Raw genomic sequence first — 26693 nt, 5'->3', positions numbered from 1 at the left:
GCTCGGCTGGCCGGCCAAGGACGTCGCGGAACTCCTCGGGGACTCCGTCAACTCCGTCAACAGCGCGCTGCAGCGGGCCCGCGCCGGCATGCGGGAGCACCTGCCCGCCGAGCGGCAGGACTGGACCTGGCCGCCGAGGCCACCGAACGCGTGCGGGCACCTTCATGCTCAACGCCAACTTCTACCGGCCCGGCCCTGGCCGCCCGCGACATCGCCACAACTGACCTGCTCACCGACGGCCGCCTGGAACTGGGGCTGGGCGCCGGCCACGCCAGGAAGGAGTTCGAGGCGGCCAGACTCCCGTACGGGAGCGGCGGCGAGCGGGTGGAGGCCTGCAACGCATGGTCGCCGACCCCGAGAAGGCCCCCTCCGCCGCACTCGCCCTGCTCGCCATCACAGACCCCGACGTCGCCGAACTCGCCGAGCAGGACCGCCGCATCGTCGGCTCAGGCGTCGCGGACAGCATCATCCGCGAGGATGAGCGGCTGCGCGCCATCCTCATCGCCATCTGACAGTGATGATGGAGGTGCGCTTCCCCGCCAGGGCCTGACCCAGCATCTGACTGACCTCGGGTCCTCAACGGGAGCTGTCGGCCCTGTCCGGGAAGTGCTCGTGTGCACTCACCGGACGCGGCGCAGGCGGCTTGGACCTCCGCCGCGTCCGGCCAGCGCGGTGAGCGCCGGGTTGTTGCTGGTCCAGCAGCATCTTCCCGGGCTGAGCGCGGTCGCCATCGCCGATGAGTACCGGGGCAGCTCATCCGCGCGGCCGGATCACGCCTCTGACATTGTCCAGATACGGCTGCGCAGGTCCATACCGCGGATCACCTGGATGCGCCAGGGGTCAAGGCGGAGTACGTGGAGCTTGGGGTCGGCGGGCGATCGCCAGAAGTTGCCGAGGTCGTAGCCTGCCCCACGCGGGCTGGTGGCACGGTAGAGGTTCCAGACGTGACGCTTGACCTCCAACTCTTCGGCCCAGGTGGCCTCGGCCTCGATGGCGACCGAGTTGTTCCCCGGTTTCCAGTACGAGAAGGAGGTGTGCGGGTTGCGGGCCAGGTGGGCGGCCTTGACAGGGGTCCGGTAGGTGGCCAGCCAGCCGCGCGGTCGGCCGTCCACGCATTCCCAGATGGGGATGAGGATGCGGGTGCGGGGGCGGTTTCTGGCGTCGATGGTGACCATGGTGGCGTACACGGTGGTGCCGATGTAGGCGTTGAACTCGCTTTCGATCTTGGCGAAGGATGTGACGGTGGCGGTCATCGGGTGGCTCCCTTGCGCAGGCCGAGGCCGCTGATGGCGGCGGCCAGGAGGGCGGCGGCGATGGGGACGGCTAGGGCGGCGCGATAGCTGTCGAGCAGGTCGGCTGGGGAGGCGCCGGCCGTGGTGGAGACGATGACGGCGGTACTGGCGGCGAGCCCGAGTGCGGCGCCGAACTGGAAGGAGGTGTACAGCAGCCCGCCGGCCAGTCCCTGCTCGCTCTCGGCCACCCCGTCGGTGGCGACGATGGTCAGCGGCCCGTAGGCGAGGGCGAACGCCACCCCAAGGATGATCATGGTGGGGAACATCGCGAGGTAGACGGTGTCCATCCCGATCGGCAGGAACAGCACATAGGACAGCAGGGCGAGCACTAGCCCGGCCACGATAACCTTCGCGTTGCCGAAGCGGTTGACCAGCCGGGGTGTCAGGGTCGGGGCGAGGATGGCGTCCGCGCCGATGGCCAGCATGGCCAGGCTGGTCTGCAGGGAGCTCCAGCCGCGCAGCTCCTGCAGGTAGAGCACCGCGATGAACTGGAAGCCGAAGAAGGCGCCGGCGAACAGCAGTCCCGCCAGGTTGGCCCGCACAAGCGGGCCGGAGCGCAGGACGCCCAGCCGGAGCAGCGGGGCGGACGACCTGCGCTCGATCACCACGAACAGGGCGATGAGGGCGAGCCCCGCGGCGATGATGGCGGCGGTCCAGCCGGCGCTGGCGTGGGCGGCCCCCTCAACGCCGAGCACCAGCAGCATGATGGCCGCGGTGATGGTGACCGCTCCGAGCACGTCCACGCGCCGGTCGCTGGAACGTTCCGCCGACGTGCGGGGGATCAGCGGGACCGCCAGCACGAGGATAATCAGGGCCAGGACGGCGGGCGCGAACAGCACCAGCCGCCAGTTCACGGCCGCCAGCAAGCCACCGAGCACCAGCCCGAGCGAAAAGCCACCCGCCGCGGTGCCGGAGTAGACCAGGAGCGCCTGGTTGCGCTGCGGCCCTTCCTCGAAGCTGGTGGTGATGATCGACAGTCCGGCCGGGGTCATCACCGCGGCGGCCACGCCTGCCACGAAACGGGCGGCGATGAGCATCCAGCCCTCGCCAGCCATCCCGCCCAGGGCGGAGACGACGAGGAAGATCGCGAGCCAGGCCAGGAACATGCGCCGGCGGCCGAACAGGTCGGCGGCCCTGCCTCCGACCAGCATGAACCCGCCGTAGCCCAGGACGTAGGCGCTGATCACCCACTGCAGCTCGCCGGTGGTCAGGCCCAGGTCGGTGCGGATGGCCGGCAGCGCCACGTTGAGCATGGCGACGTTGATGCCCTCCAGGAAGATCGCCCCGCACAGGACGAACAGCATGCCCCAGGCCCGTGGTGTCAGGCGCAGCGACGGCGTCGCGGATTGAACGGTGGTAGACACGCGAATCTCTTTCATGGTTCCGTTTGGTAACGAAGGAATCATGCGTCACTAAGGGGAGCCATGGAAGACGGCACTTCAAAGGCACCGGGTTACTGCACGGGAACCGACGATGACCTGGCCAGACAGTGGGACGTACGGGCGGATTGCGACGTGCGGCACATCCTCGACCGCGTCGCCGACAAATGGTCGCTGCTGGTGATCGCCCTCCTCGACCGGCGGACGATGCGGTTCACCGAGCTGCGTCGTGCTGTGGACGGCGTGAGCCAGCGCATGCTCACCGTCACCCTGCGCCAGCTTGAACGGGATGGATTGGTTCATCGGACCGTCTATCCGGTGGTGCCACCACGGGTGGAATACGAGCTGACCCCGCTCGGCATGTCCCTGCACGAAGTGATCAAGTCGTTGGTCATCTGGACCGAGGAGCACCAGCAGGAGATCTCCACCGCTCGCTCCGCCTTCGATCTCAGAACCGCCGAGGAAGAGCACCAACTCCAGGCCATGGCACGGTGACACCGAAGCGCTGAGCCCCGGGGCACTGCTGTGGGTCCGCCTTTATGCGATGTGGCCACGGACATCTCCCAGCTCTCGCCACTGGCGTGGCAGCGCAGCGCCGAGATCCGCGAGCTCTCCCGTCGCGGCTGGCCCGGCTGCGGCGGGAGGACGTGGCGGTGCCGGCCGGGGCCGGGTGCCCTGGTATACCTGGCTCGGGCAGGGGCCGTGAGATCAGCACCCTCCGCCGTGCCGAGGTGCTGGACGCGGTCGCGCGCGCTGCGGCTGGACGGGGCCGAGCGTGAGCACCGCTACCTGCTGGCCGGACTCTCTCCCCCGGTGCGCGCCCGCTGACGGTGCCGTCCCCGAGGGTGTACGCCGGGTGGTCGAGGGCTGGCCACCGCGCCCAGGGATCGCGACGGAGCTGTGCGCGGTGAGCCCGGCGTTCGCCTGGGCTACGAGATCTGCCCCCGCTGGATCACGTGGGAGCATTGGTCCGTGGGAGCATCAGTCAGGCGGGTTCAAGTCACCTTCGACTGCGCATCACCAGAGCGCGTCGGTCGTTTCTGGTGTGAGGTGCTGGGATACATCGCACCACCGCCACCAGAGGGGTTTGCCAGTTGGGACGACTTCAATGAGTCGCTGCCGCCGGAGCGGCGCGATTCGTGGTTCGCATGTAGCGACCCCTCGGGTGCGGGACCGCGGCTGTACTTTCAACGCGTTCCCGAAGGTAAGACCGTCAAGAATCGACTGCACCTTGATGTGCGGGCCGGTGCCGGGCTGGTCGGTGAAGAGCGCCTGGCGGCCCTCGAGGCCGAATGCGCGCGACTGATCCCGCTCGGTGCGGTACGCGTGCGGCTCTTGCCTGCCGACGAGGAGAACGAGTCCACCCTGGTCATGCAGGACGTTGAGGGCAACGAATTCTGCCTCGACTGAGTGGCAGGCAGGCGAAGTGGTACGTGCTGTGCCGCATATCGGCAGCGCTGCGCGGCGGCCAGGATGGGGGCCAGCCCACACAAGGGCATATTCGCCGGTTGTGGTGATCCAACAGCCTGGACAGCACCTCGGTCAGCCGCTGTCGCTCCTCGGGCGACAGCCAGCAGTTCGTCCTGGCATTCGGCCAGTTGCTTCTCCAGTCGCCGTAGCTGGCGCTTGCCCGCGGAGGTCAGCGAGATGATGTTGCGCCGCCGGTCGGAGGGGTCCTGGGCGCGCTCGACCAGTTCACGCTCGGCGAGTTCGTTGATCGTCGCGACCATGTCGCTGAGGTGGATGCCACTACGGCGGCCCAGCGCGGCCTGGCTGGCCGGGCCAAAGTCCAGCGTCGCCCGCAGGCGGTAGTGGTAGCCGCGGCGCCGACGGACGAGAACCCCCAGGCCGACCTCGACGACCTGGTCGACCGGCTTTCCGCACCCGCTGGCCCAACGAGGTCGCCGGCGCCGGGTGGGACTACGGCTTCCCCCTGGCGCGGCTCAAGGAACTGGCCGAATACTGGCGCAAATTTCCACCTGGTGATTCCGTCCATCCCGGGTTTCGGCTTCTCCGGGCCGACCCGCGAGCGCGGCTGGGACATCGTCCGGGTCGCGAAGGCCTGGGCCGAGCTGATGCGCCGTCTCGGGTACGAGCGTTACGGCGCGCAGGGCGGCGACTTTGGGTCGGGGATCTCCATCGGGCTCGGCGCGGTCGCGCCCTGGCGGCTGAGATCGAACGGCGCATGCCCGAACGGCAGCTGCTGTCGATCGTCGCCCGCACCGCCCACTGGCTGGGCTGGTATCGCCACTTCGGCTCGGCCTCCGGCTCCGAACCCTCGCCGAAGGCTGGCAGATCACCGCCGACCAGCTCGGCCAGATCGCCCCCTACCTGCGGGCCCACATCAGCCGCTTCGGCGCCTACGCCACCGACGACCTCCGCCGCCAGCCCGACCCGTTCGATCCCCTCCTGAAGGAGGTAGACCTGGCCGCCTGATCTGCGGCATGCCGCGGATTGAAAATGAGCTACCCGGCCTACTGGACAATTCCCGCGCGCTGTGGCCAGCGGTCGAGCGAATAGTCTGCGAACGGCGAGAAACGTGTTGATAATTGAGACTTCTATCTCGTTGCACTAAGCAGAGTTTCGTGCCCTTGCCAGTGGAGTCGACCCGCTGACGACCCTGCTGACCTGTGGTTAGTCACTTTGGACGGCAGAACGAGTGCCAGTGAAGGTGGCCGTTTTGACTTTTCCGGCGAATGCGGGCGACTTATGCGAGCCCGAGCGTCTGCGGCATGCCGTTAGAGTCAAAATCATGGAATGGAATTTTCAGGCGGCCGAAGAACTCGCGGCTGCCTTGCGTGCCGGCGAAGTGACCTCGGCGAAACTGACCGACGAGGCGATCGCCCGTATCGAGCAGGACGACAAGGTGATCAACGCGATCTGTGTGCCGGACCTCGACCGTGCACGGGCCGCCGCCCGCGGCGCTGACCAGGCGCGCGCCCGCGGCGAGGACCGGCCACTGCTCGGCATTCCGGTGACCGTCAAAGAGTCCTACGACATCGCCGGACTGCCCACGACCTGGGGCATGCCGCAGTACCGGAGCTATATGCCGGCCGAGGACGCGGTACAGGTGTCGCGGCTCAAGGCCGCAGGCGCGGTGGTGCTCGGTAAGACCAATGTGCCCTTGGGGCTGCAGGATCTGCAAAGCTTCAACGAGATCTACGGCACCACCAACAACCCGTGGGATCACGCTCGCACGTCGGGCGGATCCTCCGGCGGATCAGCGGCGGCCCTGGCATCCGGATTCGGCGCGCTGTCCATCGGCTCCGACATCGGCGGCTCGCTGCGCACCCCCGCGCACTTCTGCGGAGTCTACGCGCACAAGCCGACACTGGGGCTGGCGGCGAACCGCGGTATGGTCCCGCCAGCCACGCCGGCATTGCCGGTCGACCTCGACCTCGCCGTCGTCGGCCCGATGGCGCGCACTGCCCGCGACCTCACGCTCCTGCTCGACGTCATGGCCGGACCGGACCCGCTGACGCTCGGCGTGGCGTACGACTTGACCCTGCCGCCCGCACGCCACCAGCGGCTGAGCGACTTCCGGGTCCTGGTCCTCGAAGAGCATCCACTCATCCCGACCGGGTCCGCTGTGCGCGCCGGCGTGAACCGGGTGGCCGACGCACTTGCCGACGGCGGCGCCCACGTCGAACGGCACACTCCGCTGCTGCCCGACCAGGCCGAAGCCGCGACGCTCTACACGCAGCTGCTGTTCTCGGGCTCCATTGCACGTTTTCCCGTGGAAGCGTACGAGCAACTGCGGACCCGCGCAGCCGGACTGAGCGCAGACGACCAGAGTCTCGACGCGGCGCGGCTGCGCGGCATGGTGTTCAGCCACCGCGACTGGATGGAGGCGAACAACCGTCGCGAACTCCACCGCCACAGCTGGCGGCAGCTCTTCGCCGAGTTCGACGCCGTGGTGTGCCCGATCACGCCCACTCCCGCGTTCCCACACGACCACAACCCCGATCTGTTGGAACGCCGGATCGACATCGACGGCGTCGAGTACCCGTACTTCGACCAGCTCGTCTGGGCCGGTCTGGCCACCATGCCCGGTCTGCCCGCCACCGCCATACCAGCGGGTCGATCCCCCGAGGGCCTGCCGGTCGGAGTGCAGCTCATCGGCCCGATGTTCGAGGACCGCACCCCGCTGCGGCTGGCCGAACTGCTCGAGCAGAAGATCGGCGGCTTCCAAGCCCCAAACTAGAGGCACGCTGCAGGAACGTGCGTAGGGAGGTGGCGGGCCGGCCGGTCACATGGTGGATGTCGTCGGTGATGGGCGGGTCTGTGAGAGAACCGTTCCTGGTGCGTTCGAAGACGTTGCGAACGCAGGCCATGTAGATCGGGTCGGCGCCGGCAGCGGTCATCCGTTCGTAGAAGACCTCGGGCTCGGCCGACTCGTAGCGCCAGGGCCGTCCGGTGATCTCGGTGAACAGGTCGGCGATTTCGTAGAGGGATGCTGCCTCGGCGGCGAGGTTGTAGGAGCGATGGTCGTGCGGTGCGGGGTCGGACAGCACCGCGGCCGCGACGGCGGCGATGTCCCCGACGTCGACCCAACTGGGTCGCGCATCACCGACGAAGTGGGTCAGGACGCCAGGTTCCTCAATGCCGAGCCGGAGATTCTGCATGAAGCTTGCCGGATGCAGATGGGTGTAGCCCAGTCCGGAGCGTTCGATGTAGGCCTCGATGAGCTGATGCCAGGCAAAATGCACGATGGTGGTGTCTGGGGCGGCGCTCACTCCCACGTGGACGAGGTGGGAGACATCTGCGGCCATGGCGGCGTCGACGGCGGCCTTGGACTGGGCGAGCATCCTGACGTCGTAGCCGGTCAGCAGGAACAGCCGATCGATCCCGTCGAACACCTGCTGGATCGCGCCGAGTCCGGCCGCCTCCGCTTCGTCGAGGTCCAGAGTGCGTACCTCGATGCCGCGTTCGCACAGCGCGCGGATGCTTTCAGAACGGCGGGCGGCGGCAACGAGGCGCAGCCGACCCGCCCGATGGTCGGGGATGAGTACGTCGATGAGCGCGGAGCCGACGGCTCCGCCGGCGCCGATGACGAGGACGGTAACGGGTGCCATTGGTTCCCTTGGTACGTAGGAGCTGCCGGTGCGGCGAAGGCATAGCCTCACGGCGGCGGTTCGAGCGTGGGGACGGAGAGGGTGCAGTGCCGGTGGCGGGCTTATCCGGCGAGCCGACCGGAGCGCCCGATCCCGCACCAGGCCACCACGGCACCGAGCAGGAATAGCCCGGCGCAGATCAGCATGCTCACACCGAACCCCTGGCTCAGGGCCCCCGGACTGTGAGCGGCGTCTTGGGGCAGGTTCGCCAGCAGCGGAAGCGCGGCCACGACCAGCAGTCCGGCCGCGCGGGCAACTCCATTGTTGACACCGCTGGCGATGCCGGCGCGGCTGTCCGGCACGGCAGACAGCACGGTAACGCTGATGGGGGCGGTGATCGCTGAGATGCCCAGGCCTGCGGCGACGACGGCCGGCAGTACATCGAGCACATAGGAGGCGTGTGGGCCGGCCCGTACCGCCAGCAATGCGGCGATCGCGCAGACCACAGAGCCGACCGTAAGCGGGATGCGGGGACCGACGCGGGTGACGAGCGTGCCCATCCGGGGCGAGAGAATGAGCACTACTATGGTGATCGGCAGCAGTGCCATCCCGGCGGCCAGCGGGGAGTAACCGGTGGTGATCTGAAGCTGCATGGGCAAAAGGAAGAACAGCCCGGCGACTGCACCGTATAGGCAAAACGACGCCAGGTTCGCCGCGCTGAACTCCCGGACGGAAAAAAGCCCCAGCGGCAGCATCGGCGCCGCAGCGCGCCGCTCGACCAGCACGAAGGCGACCATTGCGAGCATGCCGATCGCGGCGGCGGTTCCAGCGAGCGGCCAGCCGCCGGAGGCGTCGGTGAGGCTGTAGGTCAGGCCACCGAGGCCGATCGCCGCAAGCGCGGCCCCGGCCACATCCAGGCGGCCAGGCTCTGCCGCATCGCGGGTTTCAGGGACGTGACGGATCATCAGCACCGCCACCACGGCCGCTATCGGGACGTTGATCCAAAACACCCAACGCCACCCCGCGACATCGACCACCGCGCCGCCGAGCAGCGGCCCGGCCGCCCCGGCCATCCCGCTCATGCCCGACCAGGCGCCGACCGCCCGCGCCCGATCAGCTGGGTGGAACACAGCCTGGATGAGTGCCAGTGACCCCGGGACGAGCAACGCGGCACCGACACCTTGCAGCGTCCGCGCGGCGATCACCCAGCCGATGCTCGAGGCGAAGCCGCCCAGCAGCGAGGCGATCGCGAACAAAGCGAGGCCGACCAGGTAGATCCGCCGTCGCCCGTACCGATCCCCTAGCGCGCCGCCGAAGAGAATCAGGCCCGACAGCGCCAACGCGAACGCGTTCACCGTCCATTGCATACCGGCCATGCCTGTGTCCAGGCCGCGCGCTATCTCAGGCAGCGCGACATTCAGCACGGTGGTCTCCAACAGCACCAGTCCCGCCCCCAGCGCTGTGGCCACGACCACCCACCGACCGGCAGGCTGCGACAGCCGCAGCCCATCCGACGTGGTGATCGGGTTCCTGATCACATGTGTCACGGGGACCGCCAGACCCGTACGGGACTCGGGGCGCCCGGCATCACCCTGTGCGAGCCCGAGGTTTGTCTGATCAACTTACGCCCGCTTTCCCTACGCGGAGTACCGATAGCATCATCCCGTCCCTCCTCAGCCTCCGGCGCGATCGGCTTCCCCAGCCACGCCGAAATCCCTGCCTACGCAGTGTGATCGGAGACGAGATCGGCCATCAATACCGATCCATGCAACGATCAATGTCGAGGCTGCATGAATCGTGACCGGCCTGGGTCGGGGAGCCCTCGATTGATGGACATGCTTCAGAGAGATGGAAGGTGGCGTCCGGGGTGCGGCTGCCGCGCAGGAGCTTGCCGTCCACGGCCAGGCCCGGCGAGCGGGAGCCGGCCTGAGGGCGGACTGCTCGTGGTGGCGGGCGGCGCACAGTCGGCGAGCACGGCCAGATAGCCGCAGGTGGCGGTGTCGAAAGCGTCGCCGTCCAGGCGGGCGAGCAGCCGCCGGAGAGTGCCGGCGGCCAGCCGGAGCGTGCCGGGCAAACCAGCCCAGGCCCGAAGCTCTGTTCATATCCGGCAAGAACCGGGTGATCTTCGCCAGAGATGTCGCGCCGCCCGAGTACGGCGAGCAGCGATAACGCCAACAGCGGGTCGAGCCAGTAGCGGCGTCCCCGGCGGCTACGCGGGTCGAGCAACGCATCCAGCACCTCGGTCAGGGCCGACAGACCGGGCAGTCGATCAGTGGGTCGGCAAGGGGACGTGACGTCCTTGTCCTCTGCGCCATCCTTGACACGCCGGGCTGCGGCTGAGAGCCCATCGGAGGCGAACGTCCCGCTGTTGTCGCCGAGGAGATCTTCCTTGGTTCGGTGGGTTGCAACGAAGCTCGCGACGCCGGGCCACGGCGTGCCGCCCCATGGGTGCAAGCCGAGGTCAAGGTACGCCTCCGATCAGAATCGCCCCAACCGTCGCGGCTTCCCGCCCGACGCCGAGGTCGACCGCCGTCAGACCAGTTTCCTGCGTACCACTCGTGCAGCTGTCCCCCGCCGTCCCCCATAGGCTCCTCCTTCCGATCATTCGTCCGCTTGCAACCCCCCCAGAGACATGACACATCCAGCACCTTGCTCGTCGCGAGACTCGTTCGCTCCGCCGGCGCGGCCAAGTTGCCGCGCCTCTTCGATTCGGCCACCGGCCGTGACCTCACTATCCAGCCGTCGGCGTCGATATGCGGCAGCGAGAACTGACACAATCGATAGGCCGTCGTAATGGATCGAGGTGTGATGGACTGGCAGGAAATCGAGGTATTTCTGGCGGTCGCGGACGAATTGCATTTCGGCCGGGCCGCAGAGCGGCTCGGACTGTCCCAGGCCCGGGTCAGCCGTATGGTCCAGAAGCTAGAGCGGCGAGTCGGCGCGTTGTTGTTCGACCGGACCACCCGCCGGGTGAGCCTAACCCCGATCGGTCAGCAACTCCTCGCCGATCTGGCTCCGGCCCACCAGTCGGTCCTCGACAGCATCGCTCGGGCGCAGACAGCCGGCCGCGGCATCAGCGGTGTGCTCGATGTCGGGTTCCTCGGCCCGCTCGCCGGCCGGGTCCTTCTCGACATCGTCGACACGCTTCGATCCACCCAGCCAAACCTGGAGATCCAGCTTCATACGACGGAGGTCGCCGACCCCTGCGGGCCGCTGCGGGACAACGAGTTCGATCTGCTCCTGACCCAGTTTCCGGTGACCGAGCCAGGCATCACGACCGGACCGGTCGTCATCGTCGAGCCGTGCGTTCTGGCAGTCTCGGCCCAACACCCTCTGGCCCGCAACGACACAGTCTCGCTCGAAGATCTCGCCACCGACCGCATCTTCCGCCCCGCCGGGTCACCACCCTCACAGTGGCTGGAGAGCTACCAGCCCTGGACAACCCCCAGCGGTCAACCGATCGATCGGGGACCAGCGGTCCGCACCTTCCAGGAACTGATGACGCTCATCGCCGCTGGCCAGGGCATCTGCACCGTGGCAGCGCACAACACCCGCTACCATCCCCGGACCGATGTCGCATACATTCCGATGACCGATGCGCCACCCTTCGAATTCGGACTGGTTTGGCGCACGAACGCCGAAACCACCAGAGTCCAGGCCTTTAGCGAAACCACCAAGCGACTCGTCGACGAATGGGGCGGACCAACCGCCACAGCCACCTGGTGATCAGGGTCTGTACGGTCACGTTTGACGACGTGGAAGCCGGGCTGGTGGGAGCGGCGTGGGACGACTTCGACGTCGATGCCCCAGGCGGGGTCTGTACGGTCACTGGCTCTGGCCCACTTTCGGTGGTGACCGACCGTGGTTAGGCGAGCAGGATGCGGTGGCGGAGGAGCGCGAAGCCGGCTCGCCCGTACATCTGCCTCTTGATCATTTTTGCTTTGGTGTTGACGCCTTCCGTGCCGCCGTTGTGAAACGGGACGTGAGAGCGGCGTTGACGGCGGCCCGGTCGTATTCCAGTCCGCGGGTGAAGGCGTGCAGGTGGGGCAGGTCGACCTGGCGTGCTTGTTCGATCCAGGCGGTCAGGAGCTGGTCGTTGCCCTGCTGGGGGTCGAGGAGGGCGGCGAAGTCCCGGACGAGTCCGGCGAGCATGGTCATCTCGTGGCAGGCGGCGATGGCGGCATCCAGTCGTTCGGCGTGGTGGCCGGTGACCTTGCCCGGTGCGCTGAGGAGCAGGCCGGCCAGACGCTTGGGCGAGATCGCGGGCCGGTCGCATTCGACGCGGCCTTGGTTGATGTACCGGTAGAGCAGGTTCTGACTGCCGGTGTAGATGGAACGCATGGATGCGGAGCGGTCCAGGACGATCTCGATGTGCCGCCAGCGGGCGGTGTCGGTGGAGGTCACCGTGTGGTCTCCTTCACGGATCGGTGCGCCGGGCCGGGGTGGCCCGCGCGTGGGCCGCCCCGACCACGGGTTCCCGGGGAGGTGGACGGGGGCCCGCTCTGCGGCTGCGTTCATGCGGTGGGGTTCACACCTGAATCCCTCCCAGTGGTCTTCGCGAACGTAGATGGTCGGCGGGTGCCCATCAGGCCGGTAACCGTGGGCGGGCAGGCAGGCGTAGTAGGCGGTCTGCCGCCGCGTCTTGCCGAACATTCGTCGATTACATCCGGCGCAGAACCCCGCCCACCCGGCGTGACAGCCGGGCCAGCGTGCTGACCGCGGCGCACATTCGACCTTCAGCCGGGCCGTTCAACCGACCGCACCTTAATCCCGAAGAATCGAAGCTAAAGCGACTCTAAAGCGGATCGATATCGACATCTCTTAATGTGCGAGGGTGAGCCGGTCAATGATGCCGCCCAGCGGCACGGTGCCCGTGGCAGCGGTACAGTGCGGCCGGACGCCTCGCGCTCATATCACGCGTTTCAGGAGTTGCCTAGGTTCCTCCTCTTCCTCCCTTTCACATCGTAGAGGATTACAGACGATAATCATCTGTAAGAACGAGTATTGTCCGAAAGATTCGACGATGCCAATAAACGACTTGGCTGCCCCGCGGTGGCCGTCCTCCGGTGAACCGACCACGACCGAGAATTACGCTTCCACTGCGCGTAAGAATGCGACTGCCCGGGCATGAGAGGTCAGTTCAGTGAACTAAGAATCCACCGGTTCATGCACGGACCGGTGCATGTGTACGTCGTGAGGCGGAGAGCTGTGCAACTGCCTTGCGAGATCAATTGATGAGGGGTTGCAGCCTTGAATCAGGTAAAAGCGATGTCGAAATCGGCTCTCTACGAAGAATCGATGCCCCCTTCCGGCGGTGTCGCGATCGACGACCTTTCCGCAGGCCGGGGGCCCTGGGTTGTCCCCCTGGCCAGCCTCTCGCTGGGGCAATCTCCACGCCTGGGAGGAAGGGACGAGGAGCATGTCGCGCGCCTCGCGGAGATCGATGTCGAACTCCCGCCGATCCTCGTGGACCGGCGAACGATGGAAGTGGTCGACGGTGCCCATCGATTCATGGCAGCGGTGCTCAACGGGAAAGAATCCATCAATGTCGAGTTCTTAGACGGAACTGCTGAGGACGCATTCCTCTGCGCCGTCGAGGCGAATGTGAAGCATGGCCTCCCTCTGTCGCGCGCCGACCGGCGTGCGGCCGCGGCACGCATCATAACGTCGCACCCTGAGATGTCCGATCGGGCGATCGCCGAGGTCGTCGGTATGGCGGCCAAGATCGTCGCAGAGATGCGGCACATGGCCCAGGATGTGTCATCGCTGCCGTCCGCTCGAGTGGGACGAGACGGCAGAACCCGGCCGTTGAGCACGGTGGAAGGTCGGCTGAAGGCCGCCAAGATGCTGGAGGACCAACCGCGGTCATCGCTGCGGGAGGTGGCCAAGATTTCTGGGATATCGCCGAACACGGTGGCCGATGTCCGCCGCCGCTTGGCACGAGGCGAAGACCCGATACCGGAACCGTACGCGTGCGACGAAAGCCGACCAGACTCCAGGGTGTCGTCGGCCAGGCGCCGCTCGGAGTCGCGCCCGCTGCGGGCCTCGCTGTCGACGGCGGTGGATCCGGTCAGCATCGTCACCAAGCTCGCCTGCGATCCTTCCATGCGCCACAAGCAGGCCGGACGCCAGCTTCTCCGAGTGTTGCAGGCGAACGCATCAAGCCTGTTGGAATCGGCCTCTCTCGCCTCGGCGGTGCCTTCGCACAGTGTGCCCATCCTGGTGCAACTCGCTCGACGGTACGCGCAGTTGTGGGACGAGTTCGCTCAGGAACTGGAAGGGTCCGCTCGACTCATGCCCGAAAGCAAGGCCCGGGGCGCGTCCGGGCTCTGAAGCTTCGGCGGCTTCGAGGCCTGCCCCGCGAGGGCTCAAGGCCAGTGAGGGCGAAGCGCCAGATGGCGCGACATCGAGGGAGGCGTAGATCTCCGATGTCCCGCATCGCCGATAGAAAATCAGACTGACTCCGACATGGCATGGGGAATGGAGGGAATTCGATGACTGAACGGTCCGACCGCCTGCATCCGACGATGTCTTCGGAGGGGACCGCCCATCTCCGTCAGTCGGATGCTGGATTCCTGATTCGCGGCAAGTACGTCCTGACAGCGTCAGAACCCGAGATGATTTCAGATGGCGCCGTGCGCGTGGTGAGCGACACGATCGCAGACATCGGGTCGTTCGACGATCTGTCCAGCAGGTTTCCTTCTTGTCCCGTTCTCGGCGGGTCCAACGATATCGTCACCCCCGGATTCATCAATACTCATGGGCACTTCTCCGAAGCCCTCGTGACAGGAATCGCGGAGAACTTCGCTCTCGGTGACTGGCTTCGAGTCCTGATCGACGCCGTCGCCCCCCACCTCAACCGGGAAAGCGCCTTCATCGGTACGCTGCTCGGCGGTGTTCAGATGCTGAGGACCGGGATCACGCTGACGAACGACATGTTCGTCTGTGACCCGAGGACGACGTCCGTCACGCCTGGAGTTGTCCAGGGCCTCGAGGAACTGGGCCTGAAGGGAATCGTCTCCTATGGCGCGAGTGATCGGCGGCCAGGGACTCCGGTGGAGGATGTGTTCGCCGAACATGCCGCGCTATGTGAGGCCGCGGCCGCCAGTACGCTGTGCCGGTTCCGCGTCGGAATGGCGACGGTGGCTGCGCAAGCCCCTTCGATGTTCGCACGGTCGGTTGACTTCGCATCGTTGAATGCAGACGGAATCCACATCCACCTTCATGAGACACGAGAGGAGATCGAGTTCATCCGAGAGTCCCGACATATGAGCCCGATCGCGTACTGCGCACAGAACGGACTGTTCGCTTTGCCGACACTCGCAGCACACTGCGTCTGGCTCGAGGATACTGACATCCGCCTCTTGGCATCGCACGGCGTCGGCGTAGCGTATAACCCGGTATCGAACATGATCCTTGCGTCGGGGGTATGCCCGGTCTCACGGCTGCGCGGTAGCGGGATCAATGTCGGGCTCGGCGTTGACGGCCCAGCCAGCAACGACCGCCAGGACATGCTGGAAGCGATCAAGACCGGCGTTCTCCTCCAACGGCTGGATCAGCTCGACCCTGCTGCTCTGACCGCGCGTGAGGCCTTCCGCATGGCGACCATCGAGGGTGCCGCCGCGCTGCACCTCGAAACCGCGGTCGGTTCATTGGAACCCGGAAAGGCCGCCGACCTGGTTGTCTTCGACGGCGGCTCGCCAGCCCTCGCCAATGTCCACGATCCGTTCCAGGCGATCGTCTACTGCGCGGGACCTCGCGAAGTGAAAGACGTCTGGGTGGCGGGACGGCGAAGGGTCGCCGACGGCGAGCTAATGGGCGTCGATGTGCCCGCCTTGGTTAGCGAATCGCGCAAGCTGGCTAACCGCCTGGCTCGGCGGGCTGGCCTCGGGGAACTGTCGTTGCTCGCAACATCGAACTAAGGGGGCATTTGATTTGACCGGCCCCCGGGTTCGGTGGAGGTGGTGTGCCCCGGGTGGGGTGGAGTCGCGGTGCTGGATTGTCATGCCACGGTGGACGTGTTCTCGAACTGTATCGGGGTGAGCATGCCCAGGCTGCTGTGCCGTCGTTGCCGGTTGTGCCAGATCTCCAGGTACTCGAAGATCGCGTTGGCGAGCTCGATGCGGCTGTTCCAGCGCTGACGGTCGAGTAGTGCGACCTGCATCCGGGACCAGAACGACTCCATCATGGCGTTGTCGAAGCATTATCCGGCTAATGAAGCCGGTTCTGGGCGTTGGCCGGTTAACGCTTTCAGCCGACCCGAGTAGTAAGTCGGCGGAGTTGCTCTTCGTGGTGCCGGACGCGTGCAGCGACGGCTTCCAGAGCGGTTTGGAGTGTGCGGATTTCGTCCAGGAGGCCGGTGAGGGTGCCGTTGGTGGCGGCGCGGCGGCGGTTCTCCTCGATGACGGCGCGGAGGGTGGCGCTGCGGTAGAGGGTGGTGCGGCCTAGCCCGGTGAGGTGGGCGACGGCGATGAAGGTGACGGGTTGGCCGTCGCGGTGGAGCTGGGCGCATGCCTTCTCGACGCGGTGGAGGGTGTCGCTGCTGGTCATCCGGCGTGGGCCTCGCTGATCAGGTGGTCGAGTCGGGTGATGAGCCGGCGGTGTCGTTCGGCTTCGGCGATCCAGCCTCGATTTTCGGCGTCTTGGGCGAGCGCGTCTGCGTCGACACGCTGGGCGGCGAGGATGGGCAGCGAGCTGGGTTCGGTGTGGAAGCTGGGGCAGTGTTCGCAGATGTTGGCGTAGGTGCAGGCGCCTTGGGCGGGTGCGCGTAGGCAGAAGCCGCCGGCCATTCTGGATTTGATCAGCGGGGTGTCTTTCCAGTCCTTGCCGCCGGTGATGTCGGCCAGGGGCAGGTGGACACGGCCGGGGGCCGGGGTGTGGGCTTGTTGTTTGGCCAGGTCGAGGGCTCGTTCGTATTCGGCGCGGATGGTGGTGTCGAACAGTCGTCCATAGCGCAGGCTCATCTCGGCGGAGGCGTGTCCGAGCAACGCCATCAGCGCTTGCAACGAGACCCCGGCGTTCACCAGGGCCGTGGCGTAGGTGTGGCGGAGCTGGTGGGAGGTGATGTGACCGAGTCCGGCTTGGTGAGCGGCGCGATCGAGTTCGGCGCGGACGGCTCCTTGGCCGAGGCGGCGGCCGTGGTGGGTGAACAGGAACTGCGCGGGACGTCGGTAGCGGGGATGCGGCATGGGTCTGCCGTGCGTTCGGAGCTCGATGGTGTGGTCGATCAGGTCGAGGATCTCTTCGTCGAGGGGGACCATGCGTTCGGTCTCCAGCTTCCCGAGCGGGATCTTCAGCCAGCTGCCATGGCCGGGAACCTCGTGGACGCAGTCGAGTTCCAGGTCCAGGAGTTCTCCGATGCGTAGCCCGCAGGCGCGTTGCAATCTTAGGGCGCAGGCGGCCAGCTGGTTGCCGGGACGGTCGCGGAGCTCTTCGGTCAGGCGGCGATCGGCATCGATGGGCAGGTAGCGGGGCAGCACCTGCGGGAGCTTGGGGTTGTCATCACGGAACACCAGCTTGCGGGCGGGCGCCTCAGCCCAGCCCCACTCGGTGATATCGGTGAGGAAGCCGGTCAGCGCGATCACCCGGCGGGAGCGGTCGGCGACGGTGATGACTTCGCCGTTCTTGGGGTTGACGGCCTCGACCAGGGCGGTGAGGTAGGGCTCAATGTGACGCTGGCGGTCCAGCTGGGCGATCGGGGTGAGTCCGGGATCGATGTGGGTGAGGAAGAGGCCGAAGTGTTTGAGCCGGGTGGCGATCGCGGAGACGGTCTTGGGCTGGCAGGTGGCGCGCTTGCGTTCCAGGTAGGCGATCATCGTGGTGCGGATCGGTTCTGCCACCTCGGCCAGCCGCTGCTCGAAGGGGACCGGCCCGCCCATCGTCGGCAGCGTGTCGATAATGCCCAGGTGGAACAGGACCCGCTGGGCATTGGCTGAGCGCGGACAGATAGTGACGGTGGTCCTTGCCGGTGCGGGCGCTGCGCGCGGCGCAGGCGGCGGCGAACTCTTCCAGATCGTCCAAGGTGAGCTGCTCCAGAGGGCGTCCGGCCTGGATGAGCAGCCGGGCCGGCACCTGAGAGCCGGTGGCCAGACGCACGCGCAAGGAGAAGCCGAGGTCCTCGGCGGCGGTCATGAAGCGCTGCACTCCCGCAGCGATGGGCGAGTCCTCGATCTCTCGCCAGAACGTGGACAGTTTGCGTTCCAGCAGGTAGTCGTAGCCGGGTCGTAGTCCGCGGTGCAGCATGAGAAAGGTGATGATCGGCCGCGTGTGCGCATCAGCCGACAAGCGGATCTCCAACGGTTCCGCGGCCCAGCACCCGGGGTCGGGCCAACGCTCGAAGAACACTCGCGCGGCCTGCTGATAGGGACGGTTGCCTCGCCCGGTCCGCTGCAGATAGTCCAGGTAATCGGCGTGCAGGCTATTGCTGGGCGCGGATGCGGCTGCGTGCGGCATCGAACTCGGCTTTCACGTGGGCGGGTGCCAGATGGATATAGCGGGCGGTGGTGTCGACGTGCGCGTGACCGAGCAACGCCTGCATCACCGCCAGGTCGACTCCGGCTTCGGCCAGTGCGGTGCCGAAGGTGTGTCGCAGCGCGTGGGGATGACCTGCGGTGATCCCGCTGACGGCTCGGTGATAGCGGAAGATCGTGCGCAGCCCGGCCGCTGTGAGCGGTCGTCCTCGGTTGGGGCCCTTGGCCACCAGGAACAGCCGCTGCTCGGTCGACTCGGGACGCTCAGCCAGCAGATACACCTGGATGACCGAGGCGACGTCGGCGTCCAACGGGACGCGCCGCTGCCGATCACCCTTGCCGATCACGCTCGCCCAGCGGCCACCGATGTCGGCGTCGGCGACGTTCAAGCCGAGCACCTCGGCCGAGCGCAGCCCGCAATACAGCATCAGGCCCGCGATCGCTCGGTCGCGCCAGGTGTGGAAGCTGGCCAGCAACTCGGCCGCCTGGGCCTGGGACAGTGCCTTGGGCAGGCGCCGTGGCTCGCGCAGTCGTAGCGAGGAGCGATTCTTCGGGCGGCGGATCGTGTGCGCGAGCATCCCGGACCGCTCGCCGGCCACCCGCCAGCGCGCCTCGCGTCCTTTCGGGACCGGGTTGATGGACTCCGGGTCGCGCATCGTGACGAACGTGAACAGCCCCGAGATGGCCGCCAGTCGCCGGTTGATCGTCGTGGCGGCGTACTGATCCATCCGGCGGCCTGACAAGGTGACGACGTTCGGGCCGCCGCGACGCCCGGGGACCTTGGCCTCGCGACAGGCGTGCAGGAACTTCAGCAGCGTCTCGGTCGTCACCTCGCCCAGCGACACGTCCTCGGTCGCCAGCCAGCGGCAGAATGCCAGCAGGTCATAGCCGTAGGCGCGGACGGTCTTGGGCGAGTAGTTCCGGTCTGCCAGATACGCCAGATACTCATCGACCAGGACGAACTGCCCGGCGGAGGGTCCGGCCAGCATCCAGCTCCCTTCACGCTCCTCCAGCCGGAGTCCCTGTTCGATCATGAGGACAGATGTACCCGCGATGACCCCATCCGGCCAGCAGGTAACAGATCACGGCGTGTCGCTGATCTGGGGAAACATAGGTGTTAGCCGGTTAAGAGGGAGGACCCCACGCTGCCCATCGACGGCAGCAGTCCGGAGCCCCTGGCCCGCTGAGTGAAGGCCCAGGACCCGAATTTGCTCGGAGTCAATCAGTCGTCGCAACACTGCTGCTCAGCAGCAAGTCTAGATGCTCGCTGAACGCTTCTGCCGGTGTCTTCCATCCGAGCGTCTTTCGGGCCTGGTGTTGAGCGCGAACGCAGCAGTACACCTTGCCCTCGTGCGTCGGGTGTTCGGTGATGTCGGTGATCCACAATTGGTCGGGCCCGGTTCGGGTGAAGGCGCGGTCGACCAGGTCGGTGGCGATCTGGTCGGGCTTGGCAAGCCGCCACTCAGGCCGGCTGAGGCCTTCCAGCCCGGCCCGGCGCATCAGCAGTTCCACCGCGCCGTGGCTGACCGTGGCCTGGTGGCCGAGGGCCGGTTCGGCACACACCCGGCGGGCGCCATAGGTGCCGCGCGAGTCCTGGTGGATCTGCCGGATCAGGTCGGTCAGACAGGCGTGCCGGATGGCCCGTGGCGAGGGCGGCCGAACCCGCCAGGCGTAGTAGCCGGACACCGACACGTTCAACACGTGGCAGGCGACCTCGACCGGGATGCCTTCGCCGGCCATCACCACGATGGCTGCGAACCGTCTTTTGGGGGCGCCGCCTCGCGAATGAGCTCGATGGCCCGGCGGGTGGCCTGCAATTCGGTCTCCAGCCCGGCGATGCGCCGTTTGGCGGCCGCCAGCTCGGCCTTCTCGCCGCTGGTCAGGCCCGGCTCCAAGCCGCGATCGATACGGTCTTGGCGTCGCCAGGTGTAGATCGTCTGCGTGCTGATGTCCAGGTTATGCGCCAGCTCGGTGGCAGCGCGGCCTGCTTCGAGCAGGTCCAGTACCTTGCGCCGGAACTCCGGCGGGTAGCCCCGTCGTCCCATGCCACTTTCCTCTCATCAAGTGGCACAAGAATCCAGTAACCCACCTCCACCCAACCCGGGGCACACCATCACACTAGAGACCCTGAGACAAACCCTGCGTGAGGATAGCCTGGCGCACCGCAGCGATTGCTTGGTCCACAGCGCTCGTGTCGGTGCCTGCTCCCTGCGCCACGTTGTCCTTGCCCCCTCCGCGACCCCCGAGAACCGTCATCGCCGTACGGATCAGCTCGCCGGCTTTCAATCCGCCCGCCTGTCCCTCTTCATTCACCGCGGCCGCACACAACGGTCGACCGTCCTTGACGGAGAATAGGGCGACCGCGGCTTCCGTGGACGTGAACTGAGCACACACATCCCGTGCCATCCGCCGCAGGTCGTCCATCACGATCCCGTCTCGCGCCTTCGCGGCGACCAGCGCGACGCCGCCGACGTTCTCGGCCGATTGCACCAGCGACGCACTCGCCTGCATGAGATTGTCCAGCCGGAAGCGGTCGATCTCCTTGTCTGCGTCCCGGATCCGCGTGATCATGCCAGCGACCTTCTCTGGCAGTTCCTCCGGTCTGCCCTTGACCAACTCGGTCAGCTGCCTCACCAACGTGTGCTCGCGTGCCATGAAACGGTAAGCGTCTACGCTGACCAGTGCCTCGACCCGCCGTACGCCCGCACCGATGGACGACTCGCTCATCAGCTTCACCAAGCCGAGTTGCGCGGTGTTGCGGACATGCGTTCCGCCACACAGTTCCTTGGAATAGTTGCCGATGGTTACGACGCGCACCCGGTCCCCGTACTTCTCGCCGAACATCGCGACGGCACCCTGTTTGCGGGCCTCATTCATGGTCATCACCGCGGCGGTCACTTCCAGCTCGCGGGCCAGCACTTCGTTGATCTCCTGCTCGACGTCCGCTAGCACGGAGTGGGGCACCGCGGACGGTGAGGCGAAGTCGAAGCGGAACCGCCCGGGGGAGTTCTCCGAGCCGGCCTGCGCGGCCGACGGACCGAGCGCGACGCGTAGCGCCTGGTGCGTCAGGTGGGTCGCCGAATGCGCACGGGAGATGGCACGACGGCGTTCGACATCGACCGTCGCGAGCACCGTCGAGCCGAGTGTGATTTCGCCGACCAGCACAGTACCTGAATGCACCAGGACGCCGGGTACCGGTTGCTGCACGTCGTGCACGGCCACGATCGCGCCCGAGTGTGTCTGGATTCGGCCGTAGTCGGCCAACTGGCCGCCGCCCTCGGCGTAGAGAGGCGTCCGGCTCAGGACGATCTCGACGTCGTCGCCCTCGGACGCCGCGGGCGAGGGGACGCCGTCGACCAGCAGACCGACGACCGAGGCCTCATCCTCCAGCAACTCGTATCCGGTGAACTCGACGGTCCCGGCGCGGTCTGCGACCTCCCGATAGGCGGAAAGGTCGGCGTGGCCAGCCTTCTTGGCCCGGGCATCGGCCTTGGCCCGGTCACGTTGCTGTTTCATGAGCTGTCGGAAAACGCCCTCGTCGACTTGCAGGCCCTGCTCGGCCGCCATTTCCAAAGTCAGGTCGACGGGGAAGCCGTAGGTGTCGTGCAGCATGAAGGCCTGGTCGCCGCCCAGGACTGAGGAACCGCGGCGTTTGGTCTCGGTGACCGCCTCGTCGAGGATGGCGGTCCCGGTTTTCAGTGTCTTGAGGAATGCGGCTTCTTCGGCCCGCACAACGATTTCGATGCGCGCACGGTCTGCCAGGAGCTCGGGGTACTGCTCACCCATGATGCCGAGAACGGCGTCGAGCAGGGCTCCGGCCACCGGCCCGGTGGAGCCGAGCAGCCGCATATTGCGGATGGCGCGACGTAGAATCCGGCGCAGCACGTAGCCGCGGCCCTCGTTGCCGGGCGTGACCCCGTCTCCGACCAGTATTACCGACGCCCGCATATGGTCCGACACAATGCGGAGCGAGACATCTGATTTCGGATCCGCGCCGTACGGCACTCCGGTCAGCTCGGTCGCCTTGCCGATGACGGCACGCGAGGTGTCGATCTCGAAGATGCTGTTCACGCCCTGGAGGATCATCGCTAGCCGCTCGAGGCCAAGACCGGTGTCGATGTTCTTCGCCGGCAGCTCCCCGAGGATCTCGAAGTCCTCCTTTCCGATACCTTCACCTCGTTCGTACTGCATGAACACGAGGTTCCACAGTTCGATGTAGCGCTCGTCGTTGACGGCTGGGCCACCTTCAGCGCCGAACTCCGGGCCGCGGTCGTAACAGATCTCTGATGAGGGTCCGCAGGGCCCGGGCACATCCATGGACCAGAAGTTCGGCCCCATGCCCAGGCGTTGGATCCGCTCCGGCGGGACGCCGACGACATCGCGCCAGATCGCCTCGGCTTCAGAGTCTTCGTGGAAGACGGTGATCCATAACCGCTCGGGATCCATGCCGTAGCCGCCCGCGTCCTGCGGGGAGGTCAGCAGTTCCCAGGCGAGGGTGATCGCTTCCTTCTTGAAGTAGTCGCCGAACGAGAAATTGCCACACATCTGGAAGAACGTGGCATGGCGAGTGGTCTTGCCGACCTCGTCGATATCCGGGGTGCGCACGCATTTCTGGATGCTAGTGGCCCGCTGGAAGGGTGGCGTTTCCTGGCCGAGGAAGTATGGTTTGAAAGGTACCATGCCCGCAGGTACCAGCAGCAGGGTCGGGTCGTCCGCGATCAACGATGCCGAAGGCACGACCGTGTGCCCGTGTTCCTCGAAAAAGCCGAGCCAGCGTTTGCGGATTTCCGCCGACCTCATCAGCATTCGTCCTTCCATGTCGCCGAGCGACCTGTGGCGGTCGCCCGGCTTCGTCGTGGATTTCCCGTCGTGTGACACAATGCCATGTGTCATCGGGCAGTCTAGACTCGAAGTATCGTAACTGGTTAGGTCTCCCGGATTAAGGCGGATGCGGTAACGCGACTGTGGGCTGAATGATGAGCTCTTCCGTGTAGGCCTCCGCGACTGGTGTTACTTTCGGGCGACCGCCGACGCCGATACCCGATAATCGAAAAGCGCGACTCTGCGGTCAGCCGATCCACCGCCGAGTTCCTCCCCGCCGAACTGGCAGCTCACCGGTTCGCGATCGACACCAGGACTGGAACGCCGACGTTGGCCCGTCCAAGCAGACCGTGCTGGTGCTGGCTGGTCCATCGAAACCACGCGGGTCCGTGACCTGGCCGTCGACAACGACATCGGCAAGAGCACCGCTTACGCCTACCTGCATGAAGGGATCGATGCACTGGCCGCCCGGGCTCCCGACCTGCACACCGCACTGGAGCAGGCCAAGACCACCGAGGTCTTGCACCTATACCTGGACGAGACCATGGTGCGTACCGATCGGTGTCCACGCCCGGCCCGAACGGTGCTGATCTGTGGTGGAGCGGCAGGTACAAGCTTCATGGCGGCAACATTCAGCTGCGCAGAGCCTGGCATCTGCGCGCCGCCATGCGGCGGAGCAGATCGCCATCTGCCCAATCTGCCGCAAACCGCGTCATCGTTTCGCAGAAGCTCACCCGAAGTCTGTTTCAGCACGCACTGGGACACGCATCCTGATTTCCGTCAGCGGCCAGACACCAGTCCTGATCGCGATGATCAGCCGGGATCCCCGTCCATCCATGTCCGGCCGTTCAAGAACCTGCACCGCTCGGGATCCGAACGCCGGGCGGGCGGTGGTGGCTACGCGGCCCAGGCTGTTGGCCAGCACCGGCGTCCAACTGTCAGAGTCCAGCGCCGCCGACAGTCGGGACGCGGCGGAAGGCTTCCGGCCCTACGTCGGCGTCCGGAGAAGGTCCGCGTCCGCCTTCCCGCCCGCGTCCCCTCGGATCGCATGGTCTGTGCGGGAGCGAGTTCAGGGAACGGTGACGATCTGAGCTGAGTAGCCGAGCCCGGAGCCGAACCCGGCCAGCAACGCCAAGTCGCCGGACTGGACCTTTCCGGTGGCACACAATGCCTCCAGTGCCATCGGAATAGACGCCGCCGACGTATTGCCGTCCTCCCGGAGACTGTGCGCCACGACAACGGACGCCGGCAGTTTGAGCTGATTCGCAATGCTCTCTATGATCCGTACGTTCGCCTGATGCAGTACGAGCGCTTTGATGTCGATGGGCTCGAGGCCTGCGGCGTCCAACGCCTCACGGATGACATCCGCGAGTGCACTGATCGCCCACCGGAACACCTCCACCCCTGCCATCTCCAGGTAGGGCCACCGGACAGCACTCGGTGTCTTCAAGGCCGAGAAGGACGCACTTTGCTTGATCGCGTGCAGATGCGTGGTGTCGCTGCCCCAGACGACAGGACCGATGCCCGGCTGCTCCGAAGGTCCGATTATGACTGCGCCGGCGCCGTCGCCGAACAGGAATGCTGTAGACCGGTCTGTGATGTCGACGATGTCGCTCATACGCTCGGCGCCGGCGACCACCACATACTGCGCGTCCCCCGAAGAAACGAGACTGCTTGCCACCGCGAGGGCCTGGGAGAAACCCGCACAGGCTCCTCCGATGTCGAAAGCCGCGGCGCCGGTCGCCTCGAGTTCCGCGACACATGCCGCGGCCGCGGGCGGCGCCTGGTGCAGATAGGACATCGTCGCGAGGATGACGCACGACACGTCTTTCGGAGTGAGGCCGGCGGCAGTGAGCGCCTTGCTCGCAGACCAGGCTGCCATCTCGGGAATGCTCTCGCCGGCCGCGAACCGGCGCGAGACGATGCCCGACCTGGTCTGGATCCACCTATCGTCGGAGTCGATGTACTTGCTGATCTCCTCGTTGCCCACGACACGGTTCGGCCGATAGGCGCCGATTCCCAGGATGCGGGCGGATCGTCGTCCGCGACTGCGAACCTTCGCCGAAGTGACGCCATCACTCATCGGTTCTTCACACTCCCAAGACCTGTTCGCACCGGCGGAATACGATCGGCATCGGCCTGCGGTGGCGGCTCCGCGGAGTCCACAGGGGTCGCCAAGACTCGTGACAGCCCGCCTGCCCTCGGTCGCAACATCTCCCACAGGAGAGGTCTGACATCTTCGAAGTCGTTGGGTGCGCTCGTGCCCACAACTGAATAAAGGTTCTTTTCAGCCAATTCTCGAAACCGCTTGACCTCGATCTCCTTGTCGTGCCGCGTCTGCGGGTGCACGGGTGAGTCAGTACGTTGCAGCACGCGGTCGAAAAGGAGATCGCTCGGTGCGTCAAACAACAGCCCGAGGTCCGGCCGGTAAAGTCGCTGCAGCGGCTTCGAGAACATCGCTTCGGAATTGAATACTAGCGGGGTGAGGGCGTATCGCTCGCAGATCACGAGATGACCCCGCCGAAGAGCGGGTTCAATGATCGCCCGCTGCCGGACCAAACGATCGCCGACCGCCATCAGTTTCAGGCCGGCATCGTCGATGAGGCTCCGATCGAACCCAAGAGACTCGTCGCTCCATGCCCGCCAGAGGTCATAAGCGCGCATGTGCTCTCCCGGCATCAACACGTGCGTGCACGGGATATCGTCACTCATGGCCGACACGAGCCACGAAACGAAATAGGACTTCCCGGATCCGTCCGATCCTTCGATGGCCAAGAGGCGGCCGGGAAATTCATGGCGCGGTCCGTCCAGTACGACGGGAGTCCAGTCCTGGCTTCGGTCGGTGTGACTCATCGCTGCTCCCTGGCGCTCGCAACTATCCGGGTACCGCAGGCCTGAGAAGGCAGCGCGTCAATGGCGATGAGACGCTCCCTGACAGCCCTCATAGAATGCGCAAGGCCGATATCCGTTCGAACCGATATGCCGTCGTTCAACTTGGCAAATTCACGAAAGAGTTTCGCTCTCATGGACATGCCTTCCAAATCGATTGACTCCGCCTCAGCTCCCCCACGGTCCCGCAGCCGATCGGCGGCAACCTCCACAGGAACATCGGCGAAAAGATAGCAATCTGGCCGGGGAAAATGCCCGGCGCAGCTCCAGACGGCACGACGCTCGGCAGCCGAGTGCGGCGTCAGCAAGAACTCCACCAGCGTCGTGAACAAATATCGATCGATTATCACCGTGTGTCCCGCCTGGAGATGACTCCTCACCTGATTGTGCAGCGTGAGCAGGCGGTCTCCCATCAGGACGAGCGTCAACCCGAACGGGTCGATGAAACCACGGTCCAGACTGCCCTGGCGATCCCTGTCGAACTCTCGGAACAGCGCCGTGTCCTTCAGCTCCCGAGATGGGAACTTGAAGCGCCGCACCACGATCGAGCGGCGCCTTGCCTCTGCCGCGATGCACCGGATCAACGTCGTCTTTCCGCTGGCATCGATTCCGGATACGGCAATGAGTTTCCCAGGCCAGATATGACGTCGCATATCGATCCGGAAATCTAGGTCGCCGTAACCACTCTCAGAATGATTCATCCAGTGTTCTCCTCCACCGGCTGACACGCCGGGTACGGGCTGTACCGTACCCGGCGTGCTCGAACACTTCCGATCCCCACCTCGCCGT

General features: G+C 66.2%; 21 protein-coding genes and 5 pseudogenes. 10 read left to right on the top strand and 16 right to left on the bottom strand.

The annotated features are described in order from the left end of the window. Positions 1 to 150 precede the first annotated feature (150 nt). Positions 151 to 285: pseudogene (locus E1292_RS55390) on the top strand (LLM class flavin-dependent oxidoreductase); the annotation flags it as partial. Between the two features lie 56 nt (positions 286 to 341). Continuing rightward, positions 342 to 512: a hypothetical protein gene (locus E1292_RS51005; RefSeq protein WP_165974495.1), complete on the top strand. Its 171-nt coding sequence runs from the start codon at positions 342 to 344 to the stop codon at positions 510 to 512. Between the two features lie 258 nt (positions 513 to 770). Here the strand turns inward: E1292_RS51005 and E1292_RS12875 are convergent, their stop codons facing one another. Continuing rightward, positions 771 to 1253 carry a pyridoxamine 5'-phosphate oxidase family protein gene (locus tag E1292_RS12875; RefSeq protein WP_132595361.1) on the bottom strand — a complete coding sequence of 161 codons (483 nt, stop codon included), beginning with the start codon at positions 1251 to 1253 and terminating at the stop codon, positions 771 to 773. Beyond that, on the bottom strand, positions 1250 to 2656 hold the full coding sequence (locus E1292_RS12870) for an MFS transporter (protein WP_246090085.1): 1407 nt from the start codon (positions 2654 to 2656) through the stop codon (positions 1250 to 1252). The genes E1292_RS12875 and E1292_RS12870 overlap by 4 nt, the downstream gene beginning before the upstream one ends. Before the next feature lie 60 nt (positions 2657 to 2716). Between E1292_RS12870 and E1292_RS12865 the strand changes: the two genes are divergently transcribed. From E1292_RS12865 to E1292_RS12860, 3 genes are all read left to right on the top strand, one after another. Continuing rightward, positions 2717 to 3166 carry a winged helix-turn-helix transcriptional regulator gene (locus tag E1292_RS12865; RefSeq protein WP_132595358.1) on the top strand — a complete coding sequence of 150 codons (450 nt, stop codon included), beginning with the start codon at positions 2717 to 2719 and terminating at the stop codon, positions 3164 to 3166. A gap of 207 nt (positions 3167 to 3373) precedes the next feature. After that, positions 3374 to 3499 carry a hypothetical protein gene (locus tag E1292_RS54860; protein ID WP_281284018.1) on the top strand — a complete coding sequence of 42 codons (126 nt, stop codon included), beginning with the start codon at positions 3374 to 3376 and terminating at the stop codon, positions 3497 to 3499. Between the two features lie 144 nt (positions 3500 to 3643). Next, complete coding sequence (locus tag E1292_RS12860; protein ID WP_132595356.1) at positions 3644 to 4081, top strand: VOC family protein; 438 nt, start codon at positions 3644 to 3646, stop codon at positions 4079 to 4081. Positions 4082 to 4311: 230 nt separating this feature from the next. On the opposite strand, the pseudogene E1292_RS55730 reads toward E1292_RS12860, so the two are convergent. Further along, positions 4312 to 4464 (bottom strand): annotated as a pseudogene (locus E1292_RS55730) (MarR family transcriptional regulator); the annotation flags it as partial. Positions 4465 to 4482: 18 nt separating this feature from the next. Between E1292_RS55730 and E1292_RS53645 the strand changes: the two are divergent. After that, a pseudogene (locus E1292_RS53645) lies at positions 4483 to 4833 on the top strand (alpha/beta fold hydrolase); the annotation flags it as partial. 503 nt (positions 4834 to 5336) lie between these two features. Continuing rightward, positions 5337 to 6875, top strand: a complete 1539-nt coding sequence (locus E1292_RS12845) for an amidase (RefSeq protein ID WP_220446799.1) — start codon at positions 5337 to 5339, stop codon at positions 6873 to 6875. On the opposite strand, the gene E1292_RS12840 is transcribed toward E1292_RS12845, so the two are convergent. After that, the gene (locus E1292_RS12840) at positions 6787 to 7746 is read right to left on the bottom strand and encodes an NmrA family NAD(P)-binding protein (RefSeq protein WP_132595354.1); all 960 of its coding nucleotides are present in this window, start codon (positions 7744 to 7746) and stop codon (positions 6787 to 6789) included. The two genes, E1292_RS12845 and E1292_RS12840, sit on opposite strands and share 89 nt — an antisense overlap. Before the next feature lie 101 nt (positions 7747 to 7847). Continuing rightward, positions 7848 to 9263 carry an MFS transporter gene (locus tag E1292_RS12835; protein WP_165974502.1) on the bottom strand — a complete coding sequence of 472 codons (1416 nt, stop codon included), beginning with the start codon at positions 9261 to 9263 and terminating at the stop codon, positions 7848 to 7850. A gap of 1270 nt (positions 9264 to 10533) precedes the next feature. Here E1292_RS12835 and E1292_RS12830 point away from each other — a divergent pair. Continuing rightward, positions 10534 to 11451: a LysR family transcriptional regulator gene (locus E1292_RS12830; RefSeq protein WP_181958221.1), complete on the top strand. Its 918-nt coding sequence runs from the start codon at positions 10534 to 10536 to the stop codon at positions 11449 to 11451. A gap of 139 nt (positions 11452 to 11590) precedes the next feature. Here E1292_RS12830 and E1292_RS56090 read toward each other — a convergent pair. Then, a pseudogene (locus tag E1292_RS56090) lies at positions 11591 to 12054 on the bottom strand (transposase); the annotation flags it as partial. Positions 12055 to 12975: 921 nt separating this feature from the next. Between E1292_RS56090 and E1292_RS12820 the strand changes: the two are divergent. Further along, on the top strand, positions 12976 to 14058 hold the full coding sequence (locus tag E1292_RS12820) for a ParB/RepB/Spo0J family partition protein (RefSeq protein WP_220446798.1): 1083 nt from the start codon (positions 12976 to 12978) through the stop codon (positions 14056 to 14058). 161 nt (positions 14059 to 14219) lie between these two features. Further along, positions 14220 to 15647, top strand: coding sequence for an amidohydrolase family protein (locus tag E1292_RS12815; protein ID WP_220446797.1), 1428 nt, complete (start codon positions 14220 to 14222; stop codon positions 15645 to 15647). A gap of 80 nt (positions 15648 to 15727) precedes the next feature. On the opposite strand, the pseudogene E1292_RS12810 reads toward E1292_RS12815, so the two are convergent. From E1292_RS12810 to E1292_RS12765, 10 genes and pseudogenes are all read right to left on the bottom strand, one after another. Continuing rightward, positions 15728 to 15922: pseudogene (locus E1292_RS12810) on the bottom strand (integrase core domain-containing protein); the annotation flags it as partial. 53 nt (positions 15923 to 15975) lie between these two features. Continuing rightward, positions 15976 to 16275, bottom strand: coding sequence for a hypothetical protein (locus E1292_RS12805; protein ID WP_132595350.1), 300 nt, complete (start codon positions 16273 to 16275; stop codon positions 15976 to 15978). After that, a complete protein-coding gene (locus tag E1292_RS12800) occupies positions 16272 to 17603 on the bottom strand; it encodes a site-specific integrase (RefSeq protein ID WP_220446796.1) in 1332 nt (443 codons plus the stop codon). The genes E1292_RS12805 and E1292_RS12800 overlap by 4 nt, the downstream gene beginning before the upstream one ends. Positions 17604 to 18142: 539 nt before the next feature. Then, the gene (locus E1292_RS12795) at positions 18143 to 19183 is read right to left on the bottom strand and encodes a tyrosine-type recombinase/integrase (RefSeq protein ID WP_220446795.1); all 1041 of its coding nucleotides are present in this window, start codon (positions 19181 to 19183) and stop codon (positions 18143 to 18145) included. A 229-nt stretch (positions 19184 to 19412) separates the two neighbouring features. Next, positions 19413 to 19934, bottom strand: coding sequence for an IS3 family transposase (locus E1292_RS12790; protein ID WP_132595346.1), 522 nt, complete (start codon positions 19932 to 19934; stop codon positions 19413 to 19415). After that, a complete protein-coding gene (locus E1292_RS12785) occupies positions 19934 to 20239 on the bottom strand; it encodes a transposase (protein ID WP_132595344.1) in 306 nt (101 codons plus the stop codon). Before E1292_RS12785 ends, E1292_RS12790 begins: the two co-directional genes overlap by 1 nt. 73 nt (positions 20240 to 20312) lie before the next feature. Then, entirely contained in the window at positions 20313 to 22994 is a 2682-nt protein-coding gene (gene alaS, locus E1292_RS12780; protein WP_132595364.1) for an alanine--tRNA ligase, read from the bottom strand. Between the two features lie 1090 nt (positions 22995 to 24084). Then, on the bottom strand, positions 24085 to 25098 hold the full coding sequence (locus tag E1292_RS12775; protein ID WP_132595342.1) for a beta-ketoacyl-ACP synthase 3: 1014 nt from the start codon (positions 25096 to 25098) through the stop codon (positions 24085 to 24087). Then, on the bottom strand, positions 25095 to 25868 hold the full coding sequence (locus E1292_RS12770) for a nucleoside/nucleotide kinase family protein (RefSeq protein WP_132595340.1): 774 nt from the start codon (positions 25866 to 25868) through the stop codon (positions 25095 to 25097). Before E1292_RS12770 ends, E1292_RS12775 begins: the two co-directional genes overlap by 4 nt. Then, a complete protein-coding gene (locus E1292_RS12765) occupies positions 25865 to 26605 on the bottom strand; it encodes a dTMP kinase (protein ID WP_132595338.1) in 741 nt (246 codons plus the stop codon). Before E1292_RS12765 ends, E1292_RS12770 begins: the two co-directional genes overlap by 4 nt. Between the last annotated feature and the right edge of the window lie 88 nt (positions 26606 to 26693).

Source organism: Nonomuraea deserti (assembly GCF_004348685.1).
Lineage (GTDB): Bacteria > Actinomycetota > Actinomycetes > Streptosporangiales > Streptosporangiaceae > Nonomuraea > Nonomuraea deserti.
The sequence above is the reverse complement of the archived record's forward strand: the minus strand, read 5'-3'. Positions and strand labels throughout refer to the sequence as shown.

Excerpts from the sequence above, each read along its gene's own strand:
- E1292_RS12805 (WP_132595350.1), bottom strand. The coding sequence starts at position 16,275 with ATGACCAGCAGCGACACCCTCCACCGCGTCGAGAAGGCATGCGCCCAG.
- E1292_RS12875 (WP_132595361.1), bottom strand. The coding sequence starts at position 1,253 with ATGACCGCCACCGTCACATCCTTCGCCAAGATCGAAAGCGAGTTCAAC.
- E1292_RS12840 (WP_132595354.1), bottom strand. The coding sequence starts at position 7,746 with ATGGCACCCGTTACCGTCCTCGTCATCGGCGCCGGCGGAGCCGTCGGC.
- E1292_RS12775 (WP_132595342.1), bottom strand. The coding sequence starts at position 25,098 with ATGAGTGATGGCGTCACTTCGGCGAAGGTTCGCAGTCGCGGACGACGA.
- E1292_RS12815 (WP_220446797.1), top strand. The coding sequence starts at position 14,220 with ATGACTGAACGGTCCGACCGCCTGCATCCGACGATGTCTTCGGAGGGG.
- E1292_RS12830 (WP_181958221.1), top strand. The coding sequence starts at position 10,534 with ATGGACTGGCAGGAAATCGAGGTATTTCTGGCGGTCGCGGACGAATTG.
- E1292_RS12790 (WP_132595346.1), bottom strand. The coding sequence starts at position 19,934 with ATGGCCGGCGAAGGCATCCCGGTCGAGGTCGCCTGCCACGTGTTGAAC.
- E1292_RS12785 (WP_132595344.1), bottom strand. The coding sequence starts at position 20,239 with ATGGGACGACGGGGCTACCCGCCGGAGTTCCGGCGCAAGGTACTGGAC.
- E1292_RS12795 (WP_220446795.1), bottom strand. The coding sequence starts at position 19,183 with ATGCTGGCCGGACCCTCCGCCGGGCAGTTCGTCCTGGTCGATGAGTAT.
- E1292_RS12770 (WP_132595340.1), bottom strand. The coding sequence starts at position 25,868 with ATGAGTCACACCGACCGAAGCCAGGACTGGACTCCCGTCGTACTGGAC.
- E1292_RS12865 (WP_132595358.1), top strand. The coding sequence starts at position 2,717 with ATGGAAGACGGCACTTCAAAGGCACCGGGTTACTGCACGGGAACCGAC.
- E1292_RS12800 (WP_220446796.1), bottom strand. The coding sequence starts at position 17,603 with ATGGGCGGGCCGGTCCCCTTCGAGCAGCGGCTGGCCGAGGTGGCAGAA.
- E1292_RS51005 (WP_165974495.1), top strand. The coding sequence starts at position 342 with ATGGTCGCCGACCCCGAGAAGGCCCCCTCCGCCGCACTCGCCCTGCTC.
- E1292_RS12765 (WP_132595338.1), bottom strand. The coding sequence starts at position 26,605 with ATGAATCATTCTGAGAGTGGTTACGGCGACCTAGATTTCCGGATCGAT.
- alaS (WP_132595364.1), bottom strand. The coding sequence starts at position 22,994 with ATGAGGTCGGCGGAAATCCGCAAACGCTGGCTCGGCTTTTTCGAGGAA.